This is a genomic window from Rhizobium sp. SJZ105, assembly GCF_007828365.1.
In the GTDB taxonomy this organism is placed as follows: domain Bacteria; phylum Pseudomonadota; class Alphaproteobacteria; order Rhizobiales; family Rhizobiaceae; genus Agrobacterium; species Agrobacterium tumefaciens.
Genome location: NZ_VIUP01000001.1, coordinates 897909 through 916044 on the forward strand (window position 1 = coordinate 897909; position 18136 = coordinate 916044).

Below are 18136 nucleotides of genomic sequence, written 5' to 3' on the forward strand. Positions count from 1 at the left end.
GTGTGGCAAAACTCTGTCCATGAACTCCAATAAAGGGGAATGGACATGACAAAGTTGATCAGCCGGCTGGCAATCTTCGCGTTTCTCATGGCGATCTTCGCCATGTCCTTCGCCTCGCTCGTCGTTAATCCCAACCGCAGCTTTCAGCGGGTGAATGCGGGTGCGGCGCTTGCCTGCCAGCACAGCCCGGCACCGGCCGCCAATTGCCCCGTCGTGCTGTGAGGACCGGCCGATGACGACGAGCTTTTCCAACGGCCTGTTTTCCGCACTGAGACTGGTGCTGATGGCATCGATCTTTCTAGGCCCGGTGGCGGGGCTTGCAGTTTACAAGGCAGATCCCCGCCCGGCATCAAAGGGCGCCGGTTTCGTGCTGCTGATGAGCCTGCAACGCGGCGCGCTCGGCTGAGATTTCACCGCCCGCCCTTTGCCGCAGCCATTTTTCCGTTTCTTTTCAGTTTCTTCGTATTTCTGTCGCTTGCCTGTCGAAATAGGCCTCCTATAATGGGCCATGACAATAGCAAAACGAACGATTCCGCCCTTCTCCTTCATCAGCCCCGAGCCTTTCGCGCCGCAGACGTTCACGGACCCGAAAGAAGCTGTCGAGGCTTTGACCGCGCTTTACGAACGCAATACGGCGTTCCTCATCAACTCCTTCACCGAACTTGCCAAGGGTGCGCCGATTACCGGCCGCTACCGCGCCTGTTATCCGCAGGTCAGCCTCGAGACATCCACTTTCGGTCATGTCGATTCGCGCCTTTCCTATGGCCATGTCACCTCCCCCGGCGTATACACGACGACGATCACCAGGCCGGAGCTTTTCCGCCACTACCTGAAAGAGCAGCTGGGGCTTCTGATCAAGAACCACGGCGTTCCGGTGACGGTTGCCGAATCGGCCACGCCCATTCCGCTGCATTTCGCCTTTGGCGAAGGCGCTTATGTCGAGGCGGCGGCGGCATCCTCGCTGTCCGACGTGCCGTTGCGCGATCTTTTCGACACCCCCGATCTCAACAACACCGACGATCTCATCGCCAATGGCGAATATGATCAGGTGCCCGGCGAACCCGCGCCGCTTGCGCCGTTCACCGCACAGCGTATCGATTATTCGCTGGCCCGCCTCAGCCATTATACGGCAACGAGCGCCAGCCATTTCCAGAACTTCGTGCTGTTCACCAACTACCAGTTCTATATCGACGAATTCGCCGCATGGGCGCGGCAGTTGATGAAGAATGGTGGCGAAGGCTACACGGCCTTCGTGGAGCCGGGCAACATCATCACCCCCGCCGGTTCCGACAGGCCGGATACGGATGCGGTGCTTGGCCGCCTGCCGCAGATGCCAGCCTATCACTTGAAGAAAAAGGGCCATGCCGGCATTACGCTGGTCAATATCGGTGTCGGCCCTTCCAACGCCAAGACGATCACCGACCATATCGCCGTGCTGCGCCCGCATGCCTGGCTGATGGTTGGCCATTGCGCCGGCCTGCGCAACAGCCAGCGCCTTGGCGATTATGTGCTGGCACACGCCTATGTGCGTGAGGACCACGTTCTGGACGACGACCTGCCGGTCTGGGTGCCGATCCCGGCTCTGGCGGAAGTGCAGCTGGCGCTGGAAGGTGCGGTTGCGGAAGTCACCGGTTACGAGGGCTTCGAGCTGAAGCGCATCATGCGCACCGGCACCGTCGCCACGATCGACAACCGCAACTGGGAGCTTCGCGACCAAGCGGGCCCGGTCAAGCGCCTGTCGCAATCGCGCGCCATCGCACTCGACATGGAATCGGCCACCATCGCGGCCAACGGCTTCCGGTTCCGCGTGCCCTACGGCACCCTCCTCTGCGTCTCCGACAAGCCGCTGCACGGCGAATTGAAGCTGCCGGGCATGGCGACGGAGTTCTACCGCACGCAGGTTGCCCAGCATCTGCAGATCGGCATCCGCGCCGTGCAGAAACTCGCCGCCATGCCAACGGAAACGCTGCATTCGCGCAAGCTCAGAAGCTTCTACGAGACGGCGTTCCAGTAAATTTGCGCATCCATGTCCTCAAGGTGGTGATGTTGCTCAGACACCTTGAGGCGCTGCAAAGGCTGGAAACCTCTCCGTCGTCACCCTCGGGCTTGACCCGAGGATCCACCAGCGATCGACTATGGATCCTCGGGTCAAGCCCGAGGGTGACGTTGAATTTGGGCCGAGCAAAATAATCCGCTACGCGCGCTGGGGACGCACCTACATCCGTCTCAAACCACCTTCACCGTCCCCTCCACACGCACGGGAAAATTCACCGACCGGGCGATGAAGCATTTGTCGTGGGCATCGTGGTGCAGCTCATCAGCCCGCGCAAGATCACCCTTCGAGATGGTGATGACCGGTTTCAACACCACCTCGCTGAATTGCCCCGCTCCATCCTTTTCCATAACCAGCGTGCCGTCGGCATTGTCGACATAGTCTTCAACGATGATGCCGTTGACGGAGCAGAAATGCAGGTACCATAGCTTGTGGCAGGCCGAGAGCGAGGCAACCAGCAGGTCTTCCGGGTTCCAGCGGGAGGCATCGCCGCGAAAGGCGGGATCTGAAGAGCCGGCGATATCCGCTTTTCCGGACGTGGAAATCGTGTAGTCGCGTTCATAGTCACGGTAGCCCGAGGTACCCTTGCCGCGATTGCCGGTCCACTTCACCTGAACGGCATAGTGATGTTCCTGTCCTGCCATTTCATTTCTCCCTTAGAGTTTTTTGTCGCATTTCCCGCACGTAAAACAACTACGCGCTTTTATTGGAAATGCTCTGGTGTATCGCGCAGGTGATCGAGCCCCTTGCGCAGAGTCTCGATGATCTGGTCCACCTCCGAGCGGCTGATCGTCAGCGCCGGTGAGGCCAGCATGCGGTCGCCGGTGGCACGCATGACGAGGCCGTTTGCCAGGCAATGGTTGCGCACGGCGGTGCCGATGTCATCCGGCTTGGCAAAACGCCTGCGGGTCGCCTTGTCGGCCGCAAGCTGCAGGCCACCCATGAGGCCGACATTCACTGCCTCACCCACCAACTCGTGGTCGGTGAGGCTTTTCCAGCCTTGCGAAAAATAAGGGCCGATATCATCCCGCACCCGTTCCACCAGCCCCTCATCCTCGATGATACGAATATTTTCCAGAGCAGCCGCGGCGCAGACGGGGTGGCCGGAATAGGTGAAGCCATGGTTGAAATCACCGACCTCGGACAACATCACATCCGCCACGCGGTCGGAAACGAGGACACCGCCAATCGGCAGATAACCGGATGACAGGCCCTTGGCGACGGGCGCGAGGTCCGGCTCCACGCCGAAATGCTGGTAGCCGAACCAGGAACCGAGGCGGCCGAAACCGCAGATCACCTCGTCGGACACCAGCAGAATGTTGCGCGCCTTGCAGATGCGGGCGATTTCCGGCCAGTAGGTTTCCGGTGGCACAATGACCCCACCGGCGCCCTGAATGGGTTCCGCCACGAAAGCCGCGACATTCTCTTCACCGAGCTCATCTATCTTCGCTTCCAGTTCGCGGGCCACCTTCAGGCCGAATTCCGCGGGTGAGAGATCGCCGCCTTCCGCATACCAATAGGGTTGGCCGATATGGGCGATACCCTCGATCGGCAGATTGCCCTGCTCGTGCATCCACTTCATGCCGCCGAGCGAAGCGCCAGCGACCGTAGAGCCGTGATAGCCGTTGCGGCGAGCGATCACCTTGGTCTTCGTCGGATGGCCGAGCGCCTTCCAGTAGACACGCGCCATACGGAACCAGGTGTCGGTGGCTTCCGAACCGGAATTGGTGAAGAACACATGGTTCATCTTCGGCCCGGCACGGGAAGCGATCTTCTGAGCCAGAAGTGTGGCTGATGGTGTCGTAGTGCCGAAAAAGGCGTTGTAATAGGGCAGTTCGTTCATCTGGCGCTGCACGACATCGGCGATCTCGCGGCGTCCGTAACCGATATTGACGCACCATAGTCCGGCAAAGGCGTCGAGATACTTCTTGCCGGTGCTGTCATAGATGAAGACGCCTTCTGCACGCTCGATGATGCGGGTGCCGCTCGCGTTCAGCTTACCCATATCGGAAAAGGGGTGAAGGTGATGGGCGGCATCGATGGCGGCAAGGTTGGACACCGGCTTGGAGACTTCATTCATGACAGATCGCACTCCCGCAAAGACGACGGCGCCTTCCGGAGCCGCACCCGACCGAACATGGCCGGGCGGCTTCGATTTGGCAAGACTGGCGTTTTTTGGGGGATCGAGACGATGAGTCGGCCTTGCCGCTTGTTTCTACTCCCCGCCGGGGAGAAGAAACGAGCGGCTATCTTGAAGCAGGTTCGATTGCACCGTTATGGAGGTGGTGCGCTACGCCAAGACCCCTCGCCCCACCAGCACCTTCAATTCGCCGGCATGGACTTCAAGTGCCACGTCGCGCTCCATCGGCAGCAATTCGCCATCGATGACGCAGCGCACGTCATGGCGCTTCTTGGGGAAATGAAGTTCCACACCCGTGACGGTCGTGGCCGTTACAGCAGCGTTTTCCTTCAGCTTGCCGCGCAGGATGTCGAAAGCGAGCCTTGCGACGCCCGAGGGGCGCAGGGGATCGGTGAGATAGAAGCCGAGATGGCCGCCCGAGACATTATCCGCGACCAGAAGCGAGTTCTGCCCGAATTCATTGTTGGAGACGGAAATTGCAGACACCTTGCGGCGCTGCGTCTTGCCATTGACCGTATATTCCACCTCGAAGACCGGCGGATTGAGAATGACGCTGATGGCGGCGCGGACGCTTGCCTTGATCTTGCCAAGGCGGGAGGCGAAGGCGAGGTTGTTGCGATAGCGCACCATGCGCGAATGCAGGCCTGCGGAAAACTGGTGGACGAAAAGACGGCCGTTGGCGCTGGCGATATCGACATTGGCGATCTCGCCATTCGCCAGTGTCTCCAGGACGTGGCGGATATCGAGCGGCAGCTTCAGCGAGCGGGCGAACAGGTTCATGGTGCCGGCCGGTACGATACCGAGCGCGATGCCGTGTTTCCAGGCGATACCGGCAGCGGCCGAAATCGTTCCATCACCACCGCCGGCAATGATGCCTTCGATATCAGGCTCATCGGCGGCGCGTTCCATCTCCTCTACGACTTCCTTGCCGGAGACCACGCGGCAGTCGATTGTGTGGCCGGCGCGGGAAAAGACCTCGCGGGCGTGGTCGCAGTAGGCATCCATATCCGTGGTGCGGAAGGTGCCGCCGTCACGATTGAAAATTGCAATGAGCTTCATATTTCCAACCTGATCCTGTGAGGCAGCCGCGCGTAAATGCTTGGGGTTATATAGGGTTCCAAACACCATCGCGTGAAGATGCTCTTTTGCCGAGAATCGCTCTACCGCAATGCATCATTTCATGTTAGATATCACTTAAGGTCATTTTCATGACCGCGCATCTCCAGTCAGGGCAGGCCGTTCCCATACGGTCTTGCCCTTTTTTCTGTGGGGTCCTCCCCCTTTTCAGGTCGCAATGAGCCATTCGAATTTGTCGGAAGCCCGCCTCGAGGCGGAGAGTGAAACCGTTGTTGCGGCAAGGCCTGCCGTGGCACTGACGCCGTTTGCCGTCGCACTCATCGAACTGGCGCTTGCCGCCGGCGGTTTCGGCATCGGCACCGGCGAATTCGCCATCATGGGCCTGCTGCCTGACGTCGCAACGACCTATGGCGTCACGGTGCCCCAGGCAGGTTACGTCATCACGGCCTATGCACTGGGTGTCGTCATCGGCGCGCCCATCATCGCGGTGCTGGCTGCGCGCATGACGCGGCGCACCCTGCTTCTCGGCCTCATGGGACTTTTCGCACTCGGGAATATCTTAAGCGCAGTCGCACCTGATTTCCTGAGCTTCACCGTGCTGCGCTTCATCACCGGCCTGCCGCACGGCGCCTATTTCGGCGTTGCAGCGCTGGTGGCCGCCTCCATGGCACCAATCCACAAACGTGCCCGCGCCGTTGGCCGCGTCATGCTTGGCCTCACCATCGCCACGCTGCTTGGAACGCCGCTTGCCACTTTCTTCGGGCAGATGCTTTCCTGGCGCGCGGCCTTCATGCTGGTCGGCGGCATCGGGCTGTTGACCGTCGCCCTGTTGTGGCTGTTCCAGCCGCGCGACAGGGTAGAGGAAGGTGCCAGCGTTTGGCGTGAACTCGGGGCTTTCCGCCGCGTGCAGGTGTGGCTGACGCTCGCCATCGCGTCGGTCGGTTTCGGCGGCATGTTCTCGGTTTTCAGCTATATCGCCAAGACCACCACCGATGTCGCGATGATGCCGGTTTCCACCGTCTCCATGGTCCTCGCCCTCTTCGGCATCGGCATGAATGTCGGCAATGTAGTCGGCTCGCGGCTGGCCGATATCTCGCTCAACGGCACGATCGGCGGCATGCTCGCCTTTAACGTGGTGGTCATGGCCGTGTTCGGCATGACGGCGCATGACCCGTTCATGATGTGTCTCTGCGTCTTTCTGATCGGCTGCGGTTTTGCCGCCTGCCCCGCCGTGCAGACGCGGCTGATGGATGTGGCAGCGGATGCGCAGACGCTTGCGGCTGCCTCCAACCACTCCGCCTTCAACATCGCCAACGCGCTCGGCGCATGGCTTGGTGGCATGGTCATCGCCATGGGCTATGGATATGCCTCCACCGGTTATGTGGGCGCTGTTCTTTCGCTTCTCGGGCTTGGCGTTTTCCTTGTGTCCGTCACCGTCGAACGGCGCGCAAAAGCCGGTTGAAAGCCGGTTTTTCAGCGGCCGGAACACCCGTTCCGGCACCTGCAATAAACCTTACGGAAATTTCACGATCGGCTCGCTTGACTCTTTTTGGTTTCGGGCGCAACACGGCGTTACGCGCAGGCTGTGACCCGGCACAGCGCGGATTTTAACGGAGCATCATTTGATGTCTAGCGACAGTAGTAGTCGATTGCCTTTGCCGAAAGCGGCGAACGGGAACTGATCCGGCACCTGTCGGCTCACCACCGCGTTCGTCGTAATCGGCGAATCGACGGAAAGGTGAGCAATCATGAACTTCCACACCCTCTCCCAGAGAGCCAGCAAGGCCGCACGTCTTCTCCGCAGCGGAAATGCCGGTTCCACCACCATTGCAGAACGCGTCGAGCACCTCAACACACTCGATACGCATGAGGCAGTCGCTGCCCTGCTCGCCATGCCGCAGGCAAAGGCCGTCGCCATTCTCGACCGGCCGGAACTGCATGACGCAGCCGCCATCATTGCCGGCATTCCGCTTGACCAGGCCGCCCGCTTCGTCAACCTGATGTCAGACGACCGCGTTGCCGACGTCATGGCGGAAATGGACGAAGAGCCGCGCGCAAAGCTGTTTTCCCGGCTGGATCGCACAACCGCGCTCTCCATCAAACATCTGATGGGTTATCCGCCGCGCACCGCCGGCTCGATCATGACCACGGAATTCGTCAGCGTACCGGATAGCTGGACGGTGGAACAGACCCTTTCGCACATCCGCGTCGTCGAGCGGTCGCGTGAAACGGTCTATGCCATCTATGTTCTGGCGCAGGACGGAACGCTGTCCACCGTCGTGACGCTGCGTCGCCTGCTGACCGGCGAGGCCGGCGCCTCCATTCTCTCCGTTGCATCGAAGGAAGGCATCGTCTGTGCCAGCCCCTTGATGTCGCAGGAGGATGTTGCCCGGCTCATCCGCAAGCACGACCTTCTGGCGCTTCCCGTCGTTGACGATCATTCGCATATCCTCGGCATCGTCACGGTCGACGACGTGATCGACACCATGATCGCCGACACCACGGAAGACGCCCACAAGTTCGGTGGTATGGAAGCACTCGGCAAGCCCTATATGGCAATGGGCTTTCCGGACATGATCCGCAAGCGCGCAGGCTGGCTGGCTGCCCTGTTCCTGGGTGAAATGCTGACGGCAAGCGCCATGCAGCATTTTGAAGGCGAGCTGGAAAAAGCCGTCGTGCTGACGCTGTTCATACCGCTCATCATGTCATCAGGCGGCAACTCCGGTTCGCAGGCCACCTCGCTCATCATCCGGGCGCTGGCGCTCGGCGAACTGAAGCTTTCGGACTGGTGGCGGGTGCTGCTGCGGGAAATCCCGACGGGCCTGACGCTCGGCTGCATTCTCGGCGCCATCGGCTTCCTGCGTCTGACCATCTGGCAGCAGGCAGGCTTTTATGATTATGGCGACCACTGGCTGCTGGTGGGCGCCACCGTCTTTGCCGCACTCGTCGGCATCGTCACCTTCGGCTCGCTTGCCGGCTCCATGCTGCCATTCCTGCTACAGCGTCTGCGGCTGGATCCAGCCAGCGCATCTGCACCGTTCGTCGCCACGCTGGTGGATGTCAGCGGCCTCGTCATCTACTTCTCGGTGGCGCTGGTCATCCTCAGCGGCACGCTGCTCTGAAACACAAAAGGCCCGCTCGAAAGAGCGGGCCTCTTCATTTGCAGAGTTTTTGACAGGGCAAGCACCCCTCAACCGCCGGCGCTGATAACGCCCGTTCCGAGAAGTCCCAAAAGAATGACGCCGATGACCACCCGGTACCAGACGAAGGGCATGTAGCTCTTGGTGGAGACCAGCTTGAGGAAGACAACGATCACGGCGTAACCGACGACGAAGGCGATCAGGGTTGCAAGCCCCGTCTGGCCCCAGCCTACAGGGTTCTCCTCGCCGATGCTTTTGAACAGCTGGTAGAAACCGGAACCGAAGACGGCGGGAACGGCGAGCAGGAAGGAATACCGTGCGGCCGCCTCGCGCGTGTAGCCTAAGAGCAGGCCGGCGCTGATGGTGCCGCCCGAGCGCGAGACGCCGGGGATGAGCGCCATGGCCTGCGCGAAACCGAACAGGATGCCATCACGCCAGATCAGCTGGTTCAGCTTGTAGCGCTTCTTGCCGATCCTGTCGGCGACGCCGAGAATGATGCCGAAGACAATCAGCATTACGGCGGTGATATAGAGATTGCGCAGCGAATGCTCGATGGCATCCTTAAAGAACAGGCCGAGCAGCACGATCGGCACCGAGCCGACGATGATCAGCCAGCCAAGCCGCGCATCGGACTTGTCATAGGGTCCGAGGCGAAGGTTCTGCCGGAGCCAGGCGGCGGCGATCCGCATGATATCGGACCAGAAATAGACCAGCACCGCCGCTTCCGTGCCGATCTGCGTAATCGCCGTGAAGGCGGCACCCGGATCCGCACCGGAGGGCAGAAACTCCCCGGCTATCCTCAGATGCGCGCTTGAAGAAACCGGAAGAAATTCCGTAAGTCCTTGCAAAAGGCCGAGAAATCCGGCCTCCAACCAACCGATGCTCATGTGATTTGATGTCCCTGCTGCGAATCGAATTCGCAGCATTATGCATCAAACCGGGCAAATCCGTGTTGCATCGCACCATGAAAAAGAAGTGCCGGAGGGCTTGGTTTTACCCGTTATTTTTCAGGCCGCCTTCTCCGCAGGCTCGGGATGAAGGGTGTATTTCGCACCGTTCTTGCACACAACATGGGCGTCGCCCCAGCTTTTCAGCGCCGAGATCACAGGCTTCATGGTTTCGCCAAGTGGCGTCAGCGCATAGTCCACGCGCGGCGGCACCACCGGGAAGACGGTGCGCGAAATCAGGCCCGCCTCTTCCAGTTCCCGCAGCTGCTTGGTGAGCATGCGCTGGGTGACGCTTGGGATGTGGCGGCGCAACTCATTGAAGCGCAGGGTGCCCTCGTTGATGAGGTGATAGAGGATCACGCCTTTCCATTTGCCGTCGAGAAAACTCAAGGCAGACTCCACCGGGCAGCCCGGAAAATTGCCGGTAAGCTTGGCGCGCGGTCGCGACATCACAGTATCCTTTTTGTATGTATCATCACAAAATGTGCATTCTTGCGATCGATGTTCATATGTATCAAGTAAGAGGCACGCAAACAAGCAAAGGAGACTGTTCATGCGCGCCATCGGTTACAAGACGAGCCAGCCCATCACCGCAACGGATGCCCTTATCGACCTCGACCTGCCGCAGCCGGAGGCGACGGGGCATGATATTCTGGTGGAGGTGAAGGCCGTTTCGGTCAATCCTGTTGACACCAAGGTTCGCCGCAACCAGGCGCCGGAAAACGGTGCTGCCCGCGTGCTGGGCTTCGATGCGGCGGGCGTGGTGAAAGCCGTCGGCGACAAGGTATCGCTGTTCAAGCCCGGCGACGAGGTGTTTTACGCTGGTGTCATCAACCGCCCCGGCTCCAACAGCGAATTCCATCTGGTCGATGAGCGCATCGTCGGCGCCAAACCGAAGTCGCTGAATTTCGAGGAAGCAGCGGCACTGCCGCTGACCGCGATCACGGCCTACGAGACGCTGTTCGACCGGCTACGGGTGACAGAGCCCGTTCCGGGTGCGGCAAATGCTGTTCTGGTGATCGGTGGCGCCGGCGGCGTCGGCTCGATTGCTATCCAGCTTCTGCGCGCACTGACCGATCTTACCGTCATTGCCACGGCTTCGCGGCCGGAAACGATGCAATGGGCCAAAGACCTCGGCGCGCATCATGTCGTCGATCACAGCAAGCCGATTGCCCCGCAGGTGGAAGCGCTTGGACTTGGTGCACCGGGCTTCGTATTCTCGACCACCCATAGCGACATTCACGCCGCAGACAGCGTGGCGACCATTGCGCCGCAGGGCCGTTTTGCGCTGATCGACGATCCGGCCGGCGGTTTCGACGCCATGGCGTTCAAGCGCAAATGCGTTTCAATCCATTGGGAAATGATGTTTGCCCGCGCGGTCTTCCAGACGCCTGACATGATCGAACAGCACAAGCTGCTCAATCACGTTGCGGAACTGGTCGATGCCGGCAAGATCAAGACGACGTTGACCGAGGTTTTCGGCACCATCAACGCCGCAAACCTCATCAAGGCCCACGCCTTGATTGAAAGCAACACGGCCAAGGGCAAGATCGTGCTTTCGGGCTTTTGATCTACACGTCACACGAAGTGGGAGGTGCGCGCCTGATAAAGCGCGCCCTTCCCGGTCAATCGTCTTCCGGATCTTCCGGGCATGGCCATGCGGCAGGCGTCGTCAGGCCGCTCGGCAGTTTTGTCTTGGCATCGCCGCAGGCGATGTCGATCTGTTTCTGCTCAAGGCCGGTGGCGGCGGAAAGATCGACCCCCTCTATGCGGGTCAACAGCAGGAAGGCGTTGGCAAAATCCACCGCGCCGCCGAGCTTTGCGCCCTGGAAGCTGGCACGCGACAGATTGGTCAGCGAAAATTTCGAGCCGGACAGGCTGGCATCTTCAAACTCGGCACGCCCGAGTTCAGCCTTGGTAAAATCCGCGCCGTCCAGCTTGGCCTTGTTGAAATTGGTCCGCTGCATTTCCGCATTGATGAATTTTGCGCTGGTGGCGTCGGCGGCGGAAAAGTCGCTGCGGTAGGCTTCCACCTTCGTCAGGTTGGCGCCCTGCAGGTTCGCCTCTCCAAGAGCCGTCCGGATGAGTTTCGCCTTTTCAAGATTGGCGCCCTTCAGCGAGGAGCCGCGCAAATCCGTATAGGTGAAATCCGTGCCGTACAGCATCGCCGAATCGAGGTTGCTGCCGCCCAGCATCAGGAGCCGCTTGTTGCATTCGCGCCAGTCGATGCCGGCCATGGCGTCGGCGCGGCAGCTGGCGGCCATCAGCGGGCTGCCACTGAGCGAAACGGCAACTACCATACCTGCCGCCAGACCGGCGACGATCCTTGTATTCCGCACGATATTCAGCCTCTGAAAGCCGGACATTCCATCACTCCTGCCGCCGGGCGACGGCCCAAACGCAACATATGCACATTCAAGGCGTTACCGCATTCCTGACCCACAATCCATGGACCATGCAAAGCTACAACACCCCAACATCCTATATGTAAGAAATCGAAGGGCAATCCACAAATACTAGGGGGGACGAGACTTTCGATGCCTCGCGCAGGCGATGTCATCCTTTCGCTTGTCGCGAGGATCCAACCACGTATCGTGAAATCAATCGGTTGCAGATGCCCGGGGCAAGTCCGGGCAAGACGAAGGTTGCCGGCAGACTAGCACCACGATCACATATTGGCGTAAACCGGCCCTTCGCCACCCTGCGGCGGGACCCAGTTGATGTTCTGGTTGGGGTCCTTGATATCGCAGGTCTTACAGTGCACGCAGTTCTGCGCGTTGATCACGTAGACCTCCTCGCCGTCCTTCTCCACCCACTCATAAACGCCGGCAGGACAATAACGCGTCGAGGGACCGGCATAGACGTCATGTTCGGAACGCTTCTGCAAGTCCATATCCTTCACCTGAAGATGCACCGGCTGGTCTTCCTCATGGTTGGTGGAGGACAGGAACACCGATGACAGCCGGTCGAAGGTCAGAACACCGTCCGGTTTCGGATAGGCGATGGGCTTGTGTTTGGAGGCCGGCTCAAGGCTCTGCGCATCCGTCTTGCCGTGTTTCAGCGTGCCGAAAACGGAGAAACCGAACAGCTGGTTGGTCCACATGTCGAGACCGCCAAGGCCGACGCCAACAAGCGTGCCGAACTTCGACCACAGCGGCTTGACGTTGCGCACACGCTTCAGATCCTTGCCGATGTCGCCGTCGCGCCATTCCGCCTCGATCTCGGCCACTTCATCATGGGCGCGACCGGCGGAAATAGCCGCGGCGATCTTTTCCGCCGCCAGCATGCCCGACAACACCGCATTATGGCTGCCCTTGATGCGCGGCACATTGACGAAACCGGCCGAACAGCCGATCAGCGCGCCGCCGGGGAAAGTCAGCTTCGGCACCGACTGATAACCGCCCTCGGTAATCGCGCGCGCGCCATAGGAAATGCGCTTGCCGCCCTCGAAAGTATCGCGGATCGCCGGATGCGTCTTGAAGCGCTGAAATTCCTCGAAAGGATAAAGATAGGGGTTCTTGTAATTGAGATGCACCACGAAGCCGACGGCGACGAGATTGTCCTCCAGATGATAGAGGAACGAGCCGCCGCCGGTCTTGAAACCGAGCGGCCAGCCGAAGGAGTGCTGCACGAGGCCCTGTTTGTGGTGTTCCGGCTTGACCTGCCAGAGTTCCTTGATGCCGATGCCGAATTTCTGCGGTTCGCGATCTTTCGAAAGGTCAAACCTGGAAATCAGCTGCTTGGCGAGCGAACCGCGCACACCTTCTCCAACAAGCACATATTTGCCATGCAGCTCCATGCCGCGCGTGAAGGCGGGGCCGGGTTCACCGTTCTTCTCGATGCCCATATCGCCGGTGGCGACACCGATAACTGCGCCTTCTTCATTATAAAGCACTTCGGTGGCGGCAAAGCCCGGATAGATCTCGACGCCGAGCGCTTCCGCCTTTTCCGCCAGCCAGCGACAGACCAGCCCAAGCGAGACGATGTAATTGCCGTGATTGTTCATGAGCGGCGGCATCATGAAGTTCGGCAGACGGATGGAGCCGGCAGGGCCTAAGAACATGAACTGGTCGTCCTTGACCTCGGTCTTGAAGGGATGCCCCTCTTCCTCACGCCAGCCGGGCAGAAGCCGGTCGATGCCGATGGGATCAACCACGGCACCTGAGAGAATATGCGCGCCGACTTCAGCACCCTTTTCCAGAACGACGACCGAAAGCTCCGGCTCGACCTGCTTCAGACGGATCGCGGCGGCAAGGCCCGCAGGACCCGCACCGACGATCACAACGTCGAATTCCATCGCTTCGCGTTCCGGCAGTTCCATCGCTTCCGTCATCTTGTCCTCTCACCTCGCCGGTCCCATCCGGCTGTTGTTATATCCGCTTCCGGCATTCGCACCGTGTTGCCTGCACTGGCCGAAAAGCCCGTCTGCGACAACACATTCGCCCTAGCCTGTCTTCGCAAAGCACGACGCCTTTGTCGAGCTTCCATAGCGGCAAAACATGTCGCACGCCACTCAATTGTCAGACAACCTGATGAGTATTTTATTACTTTTACGTGCACGTAAGATTGAGAATAGGAGTTGCGTGGGTGGGCGTCAAGGTTTGTCATTATTTGGTGGCAACGGGATTGCCAATTCCAAGGATTGCACCGAGCCTAAGTCGCCAGGGCGGTCAGGACGCTTCCCGCCGTTCATTGCAGCTCGCACTCCCAGCCATCCGGCCGGCCGAAAACTCGAGCTGCAAAGTGTTTTTCCGCCAAGGCCGATCCAGCCGGGCTAACGCCGCTCTTCCGACTTTGACCTCAGCAATGATGAGATCAGGTCAGTGCAAGAGTTGCTTTCAGGCAAAAACGCGTGCGCTGTTTTCCAAGTCTCCAGCCACTTTGATGTATGGCTTGGGGCCAAAACTGATCCGGGCCACACCAAGGTCTGCCAGCTCTCGGATATCTTTCAGGTCGCCCGATATCATAACATTGACCGGTAAAGTCGTGCGGTCGCATATTTCTTTGATCAGCTTTTTGTCTTTTAGCCCGGGCACGAAAAAACCATCTGCTCCTGCCGCCTTATAGGCTGCCCCGCGAGCGAGCACCTCATCCAGCAAGACCGCATGATCGATGCCCTCATCTGCCTTGAGAAACACGTCCGTTCTCGCATTGATGAAGACCGGGACACGGTGGTCTTCGGCAGCGCTGCGAATAGCTCGAAGCCGGTCCACCTGATAATCGACATCATAGAGGCCTGTCCCGTGCACCACCTGATCCTCGAAGTTCAATCCGATGACGCCGAGGGTGAGCAGACGACCCACGTTGCGCCTGACCGTTGCAGCATCACTCGAATAACCGCCTTCAAAATCCACAGTGAGAGGCAGATCGATGCATTTCATTATTCGAGCGACGACCGCCAGTGCGTCATCAAGCGGCATCTCTTCGCCATCCGAATAGCCTTGCGCGGCAGCAACGGACCAGCTTCCGGTTGCAATGGCCTTCGCACCGCTGCGGGCAACGGCCATCGCGCTTCCTGCATCCCAGATGTTATAAAGGACGATGGGATCGCCCGGAATGTGCAAGCTTCGAAACTTTTCTGCACGTTCAATCTGATTGCTCATTTTGGTGTCTCCCGTGTGCTATCTTTGAGCTTTCGCTCAATTTCGATCAGCCGTCGCCTGTTCTAAAGGCCGCGGCCGTTACCTGGAAACGACTAGCACCGGGAAAATGCTCAGAACGCCGATTTTCGGGCACCTATTTCTTTTTGTCTAAAATTACGAGAGTCCTCTACTTGCGAATCAGGATGAGTACCGCAAGCAGCTAAGATCAAACATCCCGTTCAAACCGCCCATTCCTCATCCGTCGTAAACACAATCGTCAGCCACCGATCCGTCCCCTCGCCGCCGAGTGCATCGCCGATCTCGTCGCGGATCGCGTCCCATTCTTCGAGACGCCGGGGTGGCCAGTTTTTCGGGACGATGAAGAAGAGTTCGATCTGGCGGCCTCGCCCCACGCGGGCGACATAGGAATAGTGCGAGGCGAAGCCGAATTTTTCGACGGTCTCGGCCGCTACCCTGTCCACATGCTGCTTGAATTCAAACGGCGTCACCAGAAGGATGTCGGCGAGCGCCTGCTTCACATTGCCGAGCGGCATGGGAATGATGATGAGGCAGACCAGCGCCAGAACGGCGGGGTCGATATAGGGCGCGATCCACTGATGCGCCGTTCCCGTCAGCCCGTAGCCGACGGCGAAGGCGAGGAACAGGGCTGCGCTCAGGAGCGCGCTCATCAGCCAGCTTTTGGCGTCCAGCGCCACGAAGGCCGATTTCAGTCTGCGGTTCTGGCGTTTGACGAACCATGCCATGATGAGCGAAACGGCAAAGCTGACGAAGGTGACGATGATGGCGTAATCGAACTCGATCGATCTGCCGCCGTCCATCAGGCTGTCGATGGCGTTGATCAGGGCATAGATCGCAGCGCCCATCAAAAGCGTGCCGTTGAGGCCGAGGACCATCGGCTCCAGATGCCAGAAGCCCATGGTGAAACGCTCTGCCAGCCGGCCACCGTGCCGTGGGGCGGCGGAAGCCGCGATCAGCCGCGCCACCAGCAGCGCCAGCACCGTCATGAAGGCATCCGTCAGGGCATAAACGCCATCGAACACCACCGCGAAAGAGCCGGAAAACAGGCCTGCACCAATGCCGAACGCGGCCAGAAGAACCGTGATGGCAATTGAGAATTTCAGCAGAGATTGTTCGGTCATGACGCGTATTTAACCTTCAAAAGCGGGCGCCGCCTTCCTATAAACAGCACAGATGGAGCGGGATAGCGAAAACTGTGGACGGTTTTCGCCTGTAGTCACGCTTCGATTCTTTGATCTGCTGCAAACAAGACAGGACAAAACCCATGGATCTCGGCATTTCCGGCAAACGCGCCCTCGTTCTCGCCTCCTCTCGCGGCCTTGGGCTGGGCATCGCCACAGCGCTGGCGAATGAAGGCGTGAATGTTCTTCTCGTTGGCAGAAGCAGCGAAAAGCTGGACGCGAACTGCAAGACGATCAATGCACTCGGCAAGGGCAAGGCCGACTGGGTGCGGGGCGATCTTGGCGATGAAAATTTCGTCGAGGCCATGGTTCAGGCCGTGAACGACAAGCTCGGCGGCATTGACATTCTCGTCAACAACACCGGTGGCCCGACGCCGGGTCTTGCGCAGGAGATCACGACAGAGAAGCTGGAGAGCTTCTTCCAGTCGATGGTGCTGCGCGTCATCACGCTCACCAATGCGCTGCTGCCGCAGATGAAGGAACAGGGCTTTGGCCGCATCCTGACCGTTGCCTCCTCCGGCGTGTTCGAACCCATCCCCAATCTGGCGCTCTCCAATACGCTGCGTGGGGCGCTGGTGGGCTGGAGCAAGACATTGTCGAGCGAAGTGGCCGGTTTCGGCGTCACCTCCAACCTTCTTCTGCCCGGCCGCATCCATACCGACCGCATCGACGAGCTGGATGGCGCCAATGCCAAGCGCCTGGGTAAAAGCATGGAGGAAATCCGCGAGGCTTCGGTCAAGAGCATTCCGGCAGGCAGGCTTGGCACGGTGGAAGAATTCGCCGCCGCCGGGGCTTTCCTCTGCTCGGTTCCGGCAAGCTACATCACCGGCACAATGCTGCGGGTGGATGGCGGCGCGGCGAAATCGAACTGACGCCGGTTAGACGCCGGAGCGGTCAAGAGGCCGCTCCGTAGACTACGAAGCGGTTTCTGCCGGTATTCTTGGCTTCGTAGAGTGCCGTGTCGGCGCGGCGCAGCACATCGCTCGCGCTCTCGCCGGGATCGGCAAAGGCAATGCCGGCCGAACAGCTGTAACGGAAATCCGGCACATCGCTCAGCGGCGATGCCTCGGTCAACGTCGCCAGCAGCTTCTGCATGGTGCTTTCCGCGCTCAGCATTCGCGAACCGCTGAGAACGAGCAGAAACTCCTCACCGCCGATCCGCCCCACCAGATCGTCCCGGCCGATGGCGGCGGAAAGCCGGGTGGCGAAATCCTTAAGGACGAGATCGCCGCAGGCATGCCCGAAACGGTCGTTCACCGCCTTGAAGTGGTCGATATCCATGATGATCACCGCAAGCGCCTGCGCCTTGTTGGGGCCAAGCATCTGGTTGAGGATATCCATGGCATAGCGGCGGTTGCCGAGGCCCGTGAGTTCGTCGCTCAGCGCCGATTTCAGCGCCCTGTCGCGCTCCTGCCGCAGATCGCGCAACTGGATGCCAAGCTCGGAAACATCGGTCACGACACACAACATCCAGCCGCCCGGCAGCGTCGTTTCCGTCGTCAGCATCCAGCGTCCATCGTTCAGGCTGGTTTCGATGGTGCGGTAAGGCAACTTGCCGCGCCTTGTCCGCGCCGAGCGCAACCACAGTTCGAAATCGGTGGTTTCGACCGCCGTTCCTGTCGAGCTGCGATACCCGCCGCGCATCAGCTCCATCCAGTTCGGAAAACCGTCCGGAGCCATGCCCAGCGCCTCGCGGAAGGCCGCATTGGCAAAGCGCAACTCGTCGCTGCCATCGAAAAGGGCATAACCCTGCTGCGATGACGCCATGAGGTTCATAAGCTGGGAATGGAAAATTTCCACGTCACCGCGAATGAGGACCTCCGGCCCGGGCGGCACATCTTGGTGGGCGGAACATGCCTGCTTGCGGGACATCTGGACTTCCGGGTTACAACGCGACAGCTACAATTAAGAAAGCTCCCTGAGGATATATCCTTTATTTATACTTTGCGATTGCGAAAAAATATTTAATTTGCATGG

17 protein-coding genes are annotated in these 18136 nt (G+C 59.7%); 7 read left to right on the plus strand and 10 right to left on the minus strand.

Annotated features, from left to right (window positions below; translation table 11 throughout):
• Positions 1-39 precede the first annotated feature (39 nt).
• The 3 genes from FB593_RS27460 to amn all read left to right on the plus strand — a co-directional run bounded on the left by FB593_RS27460 (position 40) and on the right by amn (position 2014).
• Positions 40-222: a hypothetical protein gene (locus tag FB593_RS27460; protein WP_013635780.1), complete on the plus strand. Its 183-nt coding sequence runs from the start codon at positions 40-42 to the stop codon at positions 220-222.
• A gap of 10 nt (positions 223-232) precedes the next feature.
• A complete protein-coding gene (locus tag FB593_RS27465; RefSeq protein ID WP_003509979.1) occupies positions 233-406 on the plus strand; it encodes a hypothetical protein in 174 nt (57 codons plus the stop codon).
• 102 nt (positions 407-508) lie between these two features.
• Complete coding sequence (gene amn, locus FB593_RS04510) at positions 509-2014, plus strand: AMP nucleosidase (protein WP_003512205.1); 1506 nt, start codon at positions 509-511, stop codon at positions 2012-2014.
• Between the two features lie 212 nt (positions 2015-2226).
• Here amn and FB593_RS04515 read toward each other — a convergent pair whose 3' ends face one another.
• The 3 genes from FB593_RS04515 to FB593_RS04525 all read right to left on the minus strand — a co-directional run bounded on the left by FB593_RS04515 (position 2227) and on the right by FB593_RS04525 (position 5252).
• On the minus strand, positions 2227-2697 hold the full coding sequence (locus FB593_RS04515; protein ID WP_019564049.1) for an OsmC family protein: 471 nt from the start codon (positions 2695-2697) through the stop codon (positions 2227-2229).
• Between the two features lie 59 nt (positions 2698-2756).
• A complete protein-coding gene (locus FB593_RS04520) occupies positions 2757-4133 on the minus strand; it encodes an aspartate aminotransferase family protein (RefSeq protein ID WP_065688154.1) in 1377 nt (458 codons plus the stop codon).
• Between the two features lie 210 nt (positions 4134-4343).
• A complete protein-coding gene (locus tag FB593_RS04525; RefSeq protein WP_013635775.1) occupies positions 4344-5252 on the minus strand; it encodes a diacylglycerol/lipid kinase family protein in 909 nt (302 codons plus the stop codon).
• A 235-nt stretch (positions 5253-5487) separates the two neighbouring features.
• Here FB593_RS04525 and FB593_RS04530 point away from each other — a divergent pair, with 235 nt between their 5' ends.
• Together FB593_RS04530 and mgtE are read left to right on the plus strand one after the other, a co-directional pair.
• The gene (locus tag FB593_RS04530; protein ID WP_013635774.1) at positions 5488-6732 is read left to right on the plus strand and encodes an MFS transporter; all 1245 of its coding nucleotides are present in this window, start codon (positions 5488-5490) and stop codon (positions 6730-6732) included.
• Positions 6733-7018: 286 nt separating this feature from the next.
• The gene (gene mgtE / locus FB593_RS04535; RefSeq protein ID WP_097171704.1) at positions 7019-8392 is read left to right on the plus strand and encodes a magnesium transporter; all 1374 of its coding nucleotides are present in this window, start codon (positions 7019-7021) and stop codon (positions 8390-8392) included.
• A gap of 68 nt (positions 8393-8460) precedes the next feature.
• Here the strand turns inward: mgtE and FB593_RS04540 are convergent, their stop codons facing one another.
• Complete coding sequence (locus FB593_RS04540; RefSeq protein ID WP_003512187.1) at positions 8461-9297, minus strand: undecaprenyl-diphosphate phosphatase; 837 nt, start codon at positions 9295-9297, stop codon at positions 8461-8463.
• Between the two features lie 120 nt (positions 9298-9417).
• Positions 9418-9807, minus strand: coding sequence for a winged helix-turn-helix transcriptional regulator (locus FB593_RS04545; protein ID WP_013635769.1), 390 nt, complete (start codon positions 9805-9807; stop codon positions 9418-9420).
• Between the two features lie 103 nt (positions 9808-9910).
• Between FB593_RS04545 and FB593_RS04550 the strand changes: the two genes are divergently transcribed.
• On the plus strand, positions 9911-10927 hold the full coding sequence (locus FB593_RS04550) for a zinc-binding alcohol dehydrogenase family protein (RefSeq protein WP_013635768.1): 1017 nt from the start codon (positions 9911-9913) through the stop codon (positions 10925-10927).
• Positions 10928-10982: 55 nt separating this feature from the next.
• Here FB593_RS04550 and FB593_RS04555 read toward each other — a convergent pair whose 3' ends face one another.
• The 4 genes from FB593_RS04555 to FB593_RS04570 all read right to left on the minus strand — a co-directional run bounded on the left by FB593_RS04555 (position 10983) and on the right by FB593_RS04570 (position 16099).
• Positions 10983-11723 carry a pentapeptide repeat-containing protein gene (locus tag FB593_RS04555; RefSeq protein ID WP_003512182.1) on the minus strand — a complete coding sequence of 247 codons (741 nt, stop codon included), beginning with the start codon at positions 11721-11723 and terminating at the stop codon, positions 10983-10985.
• 302 nt (positions 11724-12025) lie between these two features.
• Positions 12026-13690, minus strand: a complete 1665-nt coding sequence (locus FB593_RS04560) for an electron transfer flavoprotein-ubiquinone oxidoreductase (protein ID WP_145166348.1) — start codon at positions 13688-13690, stop codon at positions 12026-12028.
• Between the two features lie 505 nt (positions 13691-14195).
• Entirely contained in the window at positions 14196-14960 is a 765-nt protein-coding gene (locus FB593_RS04565) for an isocitrate lyase/PEP mutase family protein (RefSeq protein ID WP_145166349.1), read from the minus strand.
• A 218-nt stretch (positions 14961-15178) separates the two neighbouring features.
• Positions 15179-16099, minus strand: coding sequence for a cation diffusion facilitator family transporter (locus FB593_RS04570; protein WP_038490406.1), 921 nt, complete (start codon positions 16097-16099; stop codon positions 15179-15181).
• A gap of 143 nt (positions 16100-16242) precedes the next feature.
• On the opposite strand from FB593_RS04570, the gene FB593_RS04575 reads away from it, so the two are divergent.
• On the plus strand, positions 16243-17031 hold the full coding sequence (locus tag FB593_RS04575; protein ID WP_145166350.1) for an SDR family oxidoreductase: 789 nt from the start codon (positions 16243-16245) through the stop codon (positions 17029-17031).
• 22 nt (positions 17032-17053) lie between these two features.
• Here FB593_RS04575 and FB593_RS04580 read toward each other — a convergent pair whose 3' ends face one another.
• Positions 17054-18031 (minus strand): sensor domain-containing diguanylate cyclase, encoded by a 978-nt coding sequence (locus tag FB593_RS04580; RefSeq protein ID WP_186447880.1) that lies wholly within the window; start codon positions 18029-18031, stop codon positions 17054-17056.
• Between the last annotated feature and the right edge of the window lie 105 nt (positions 18032-18136).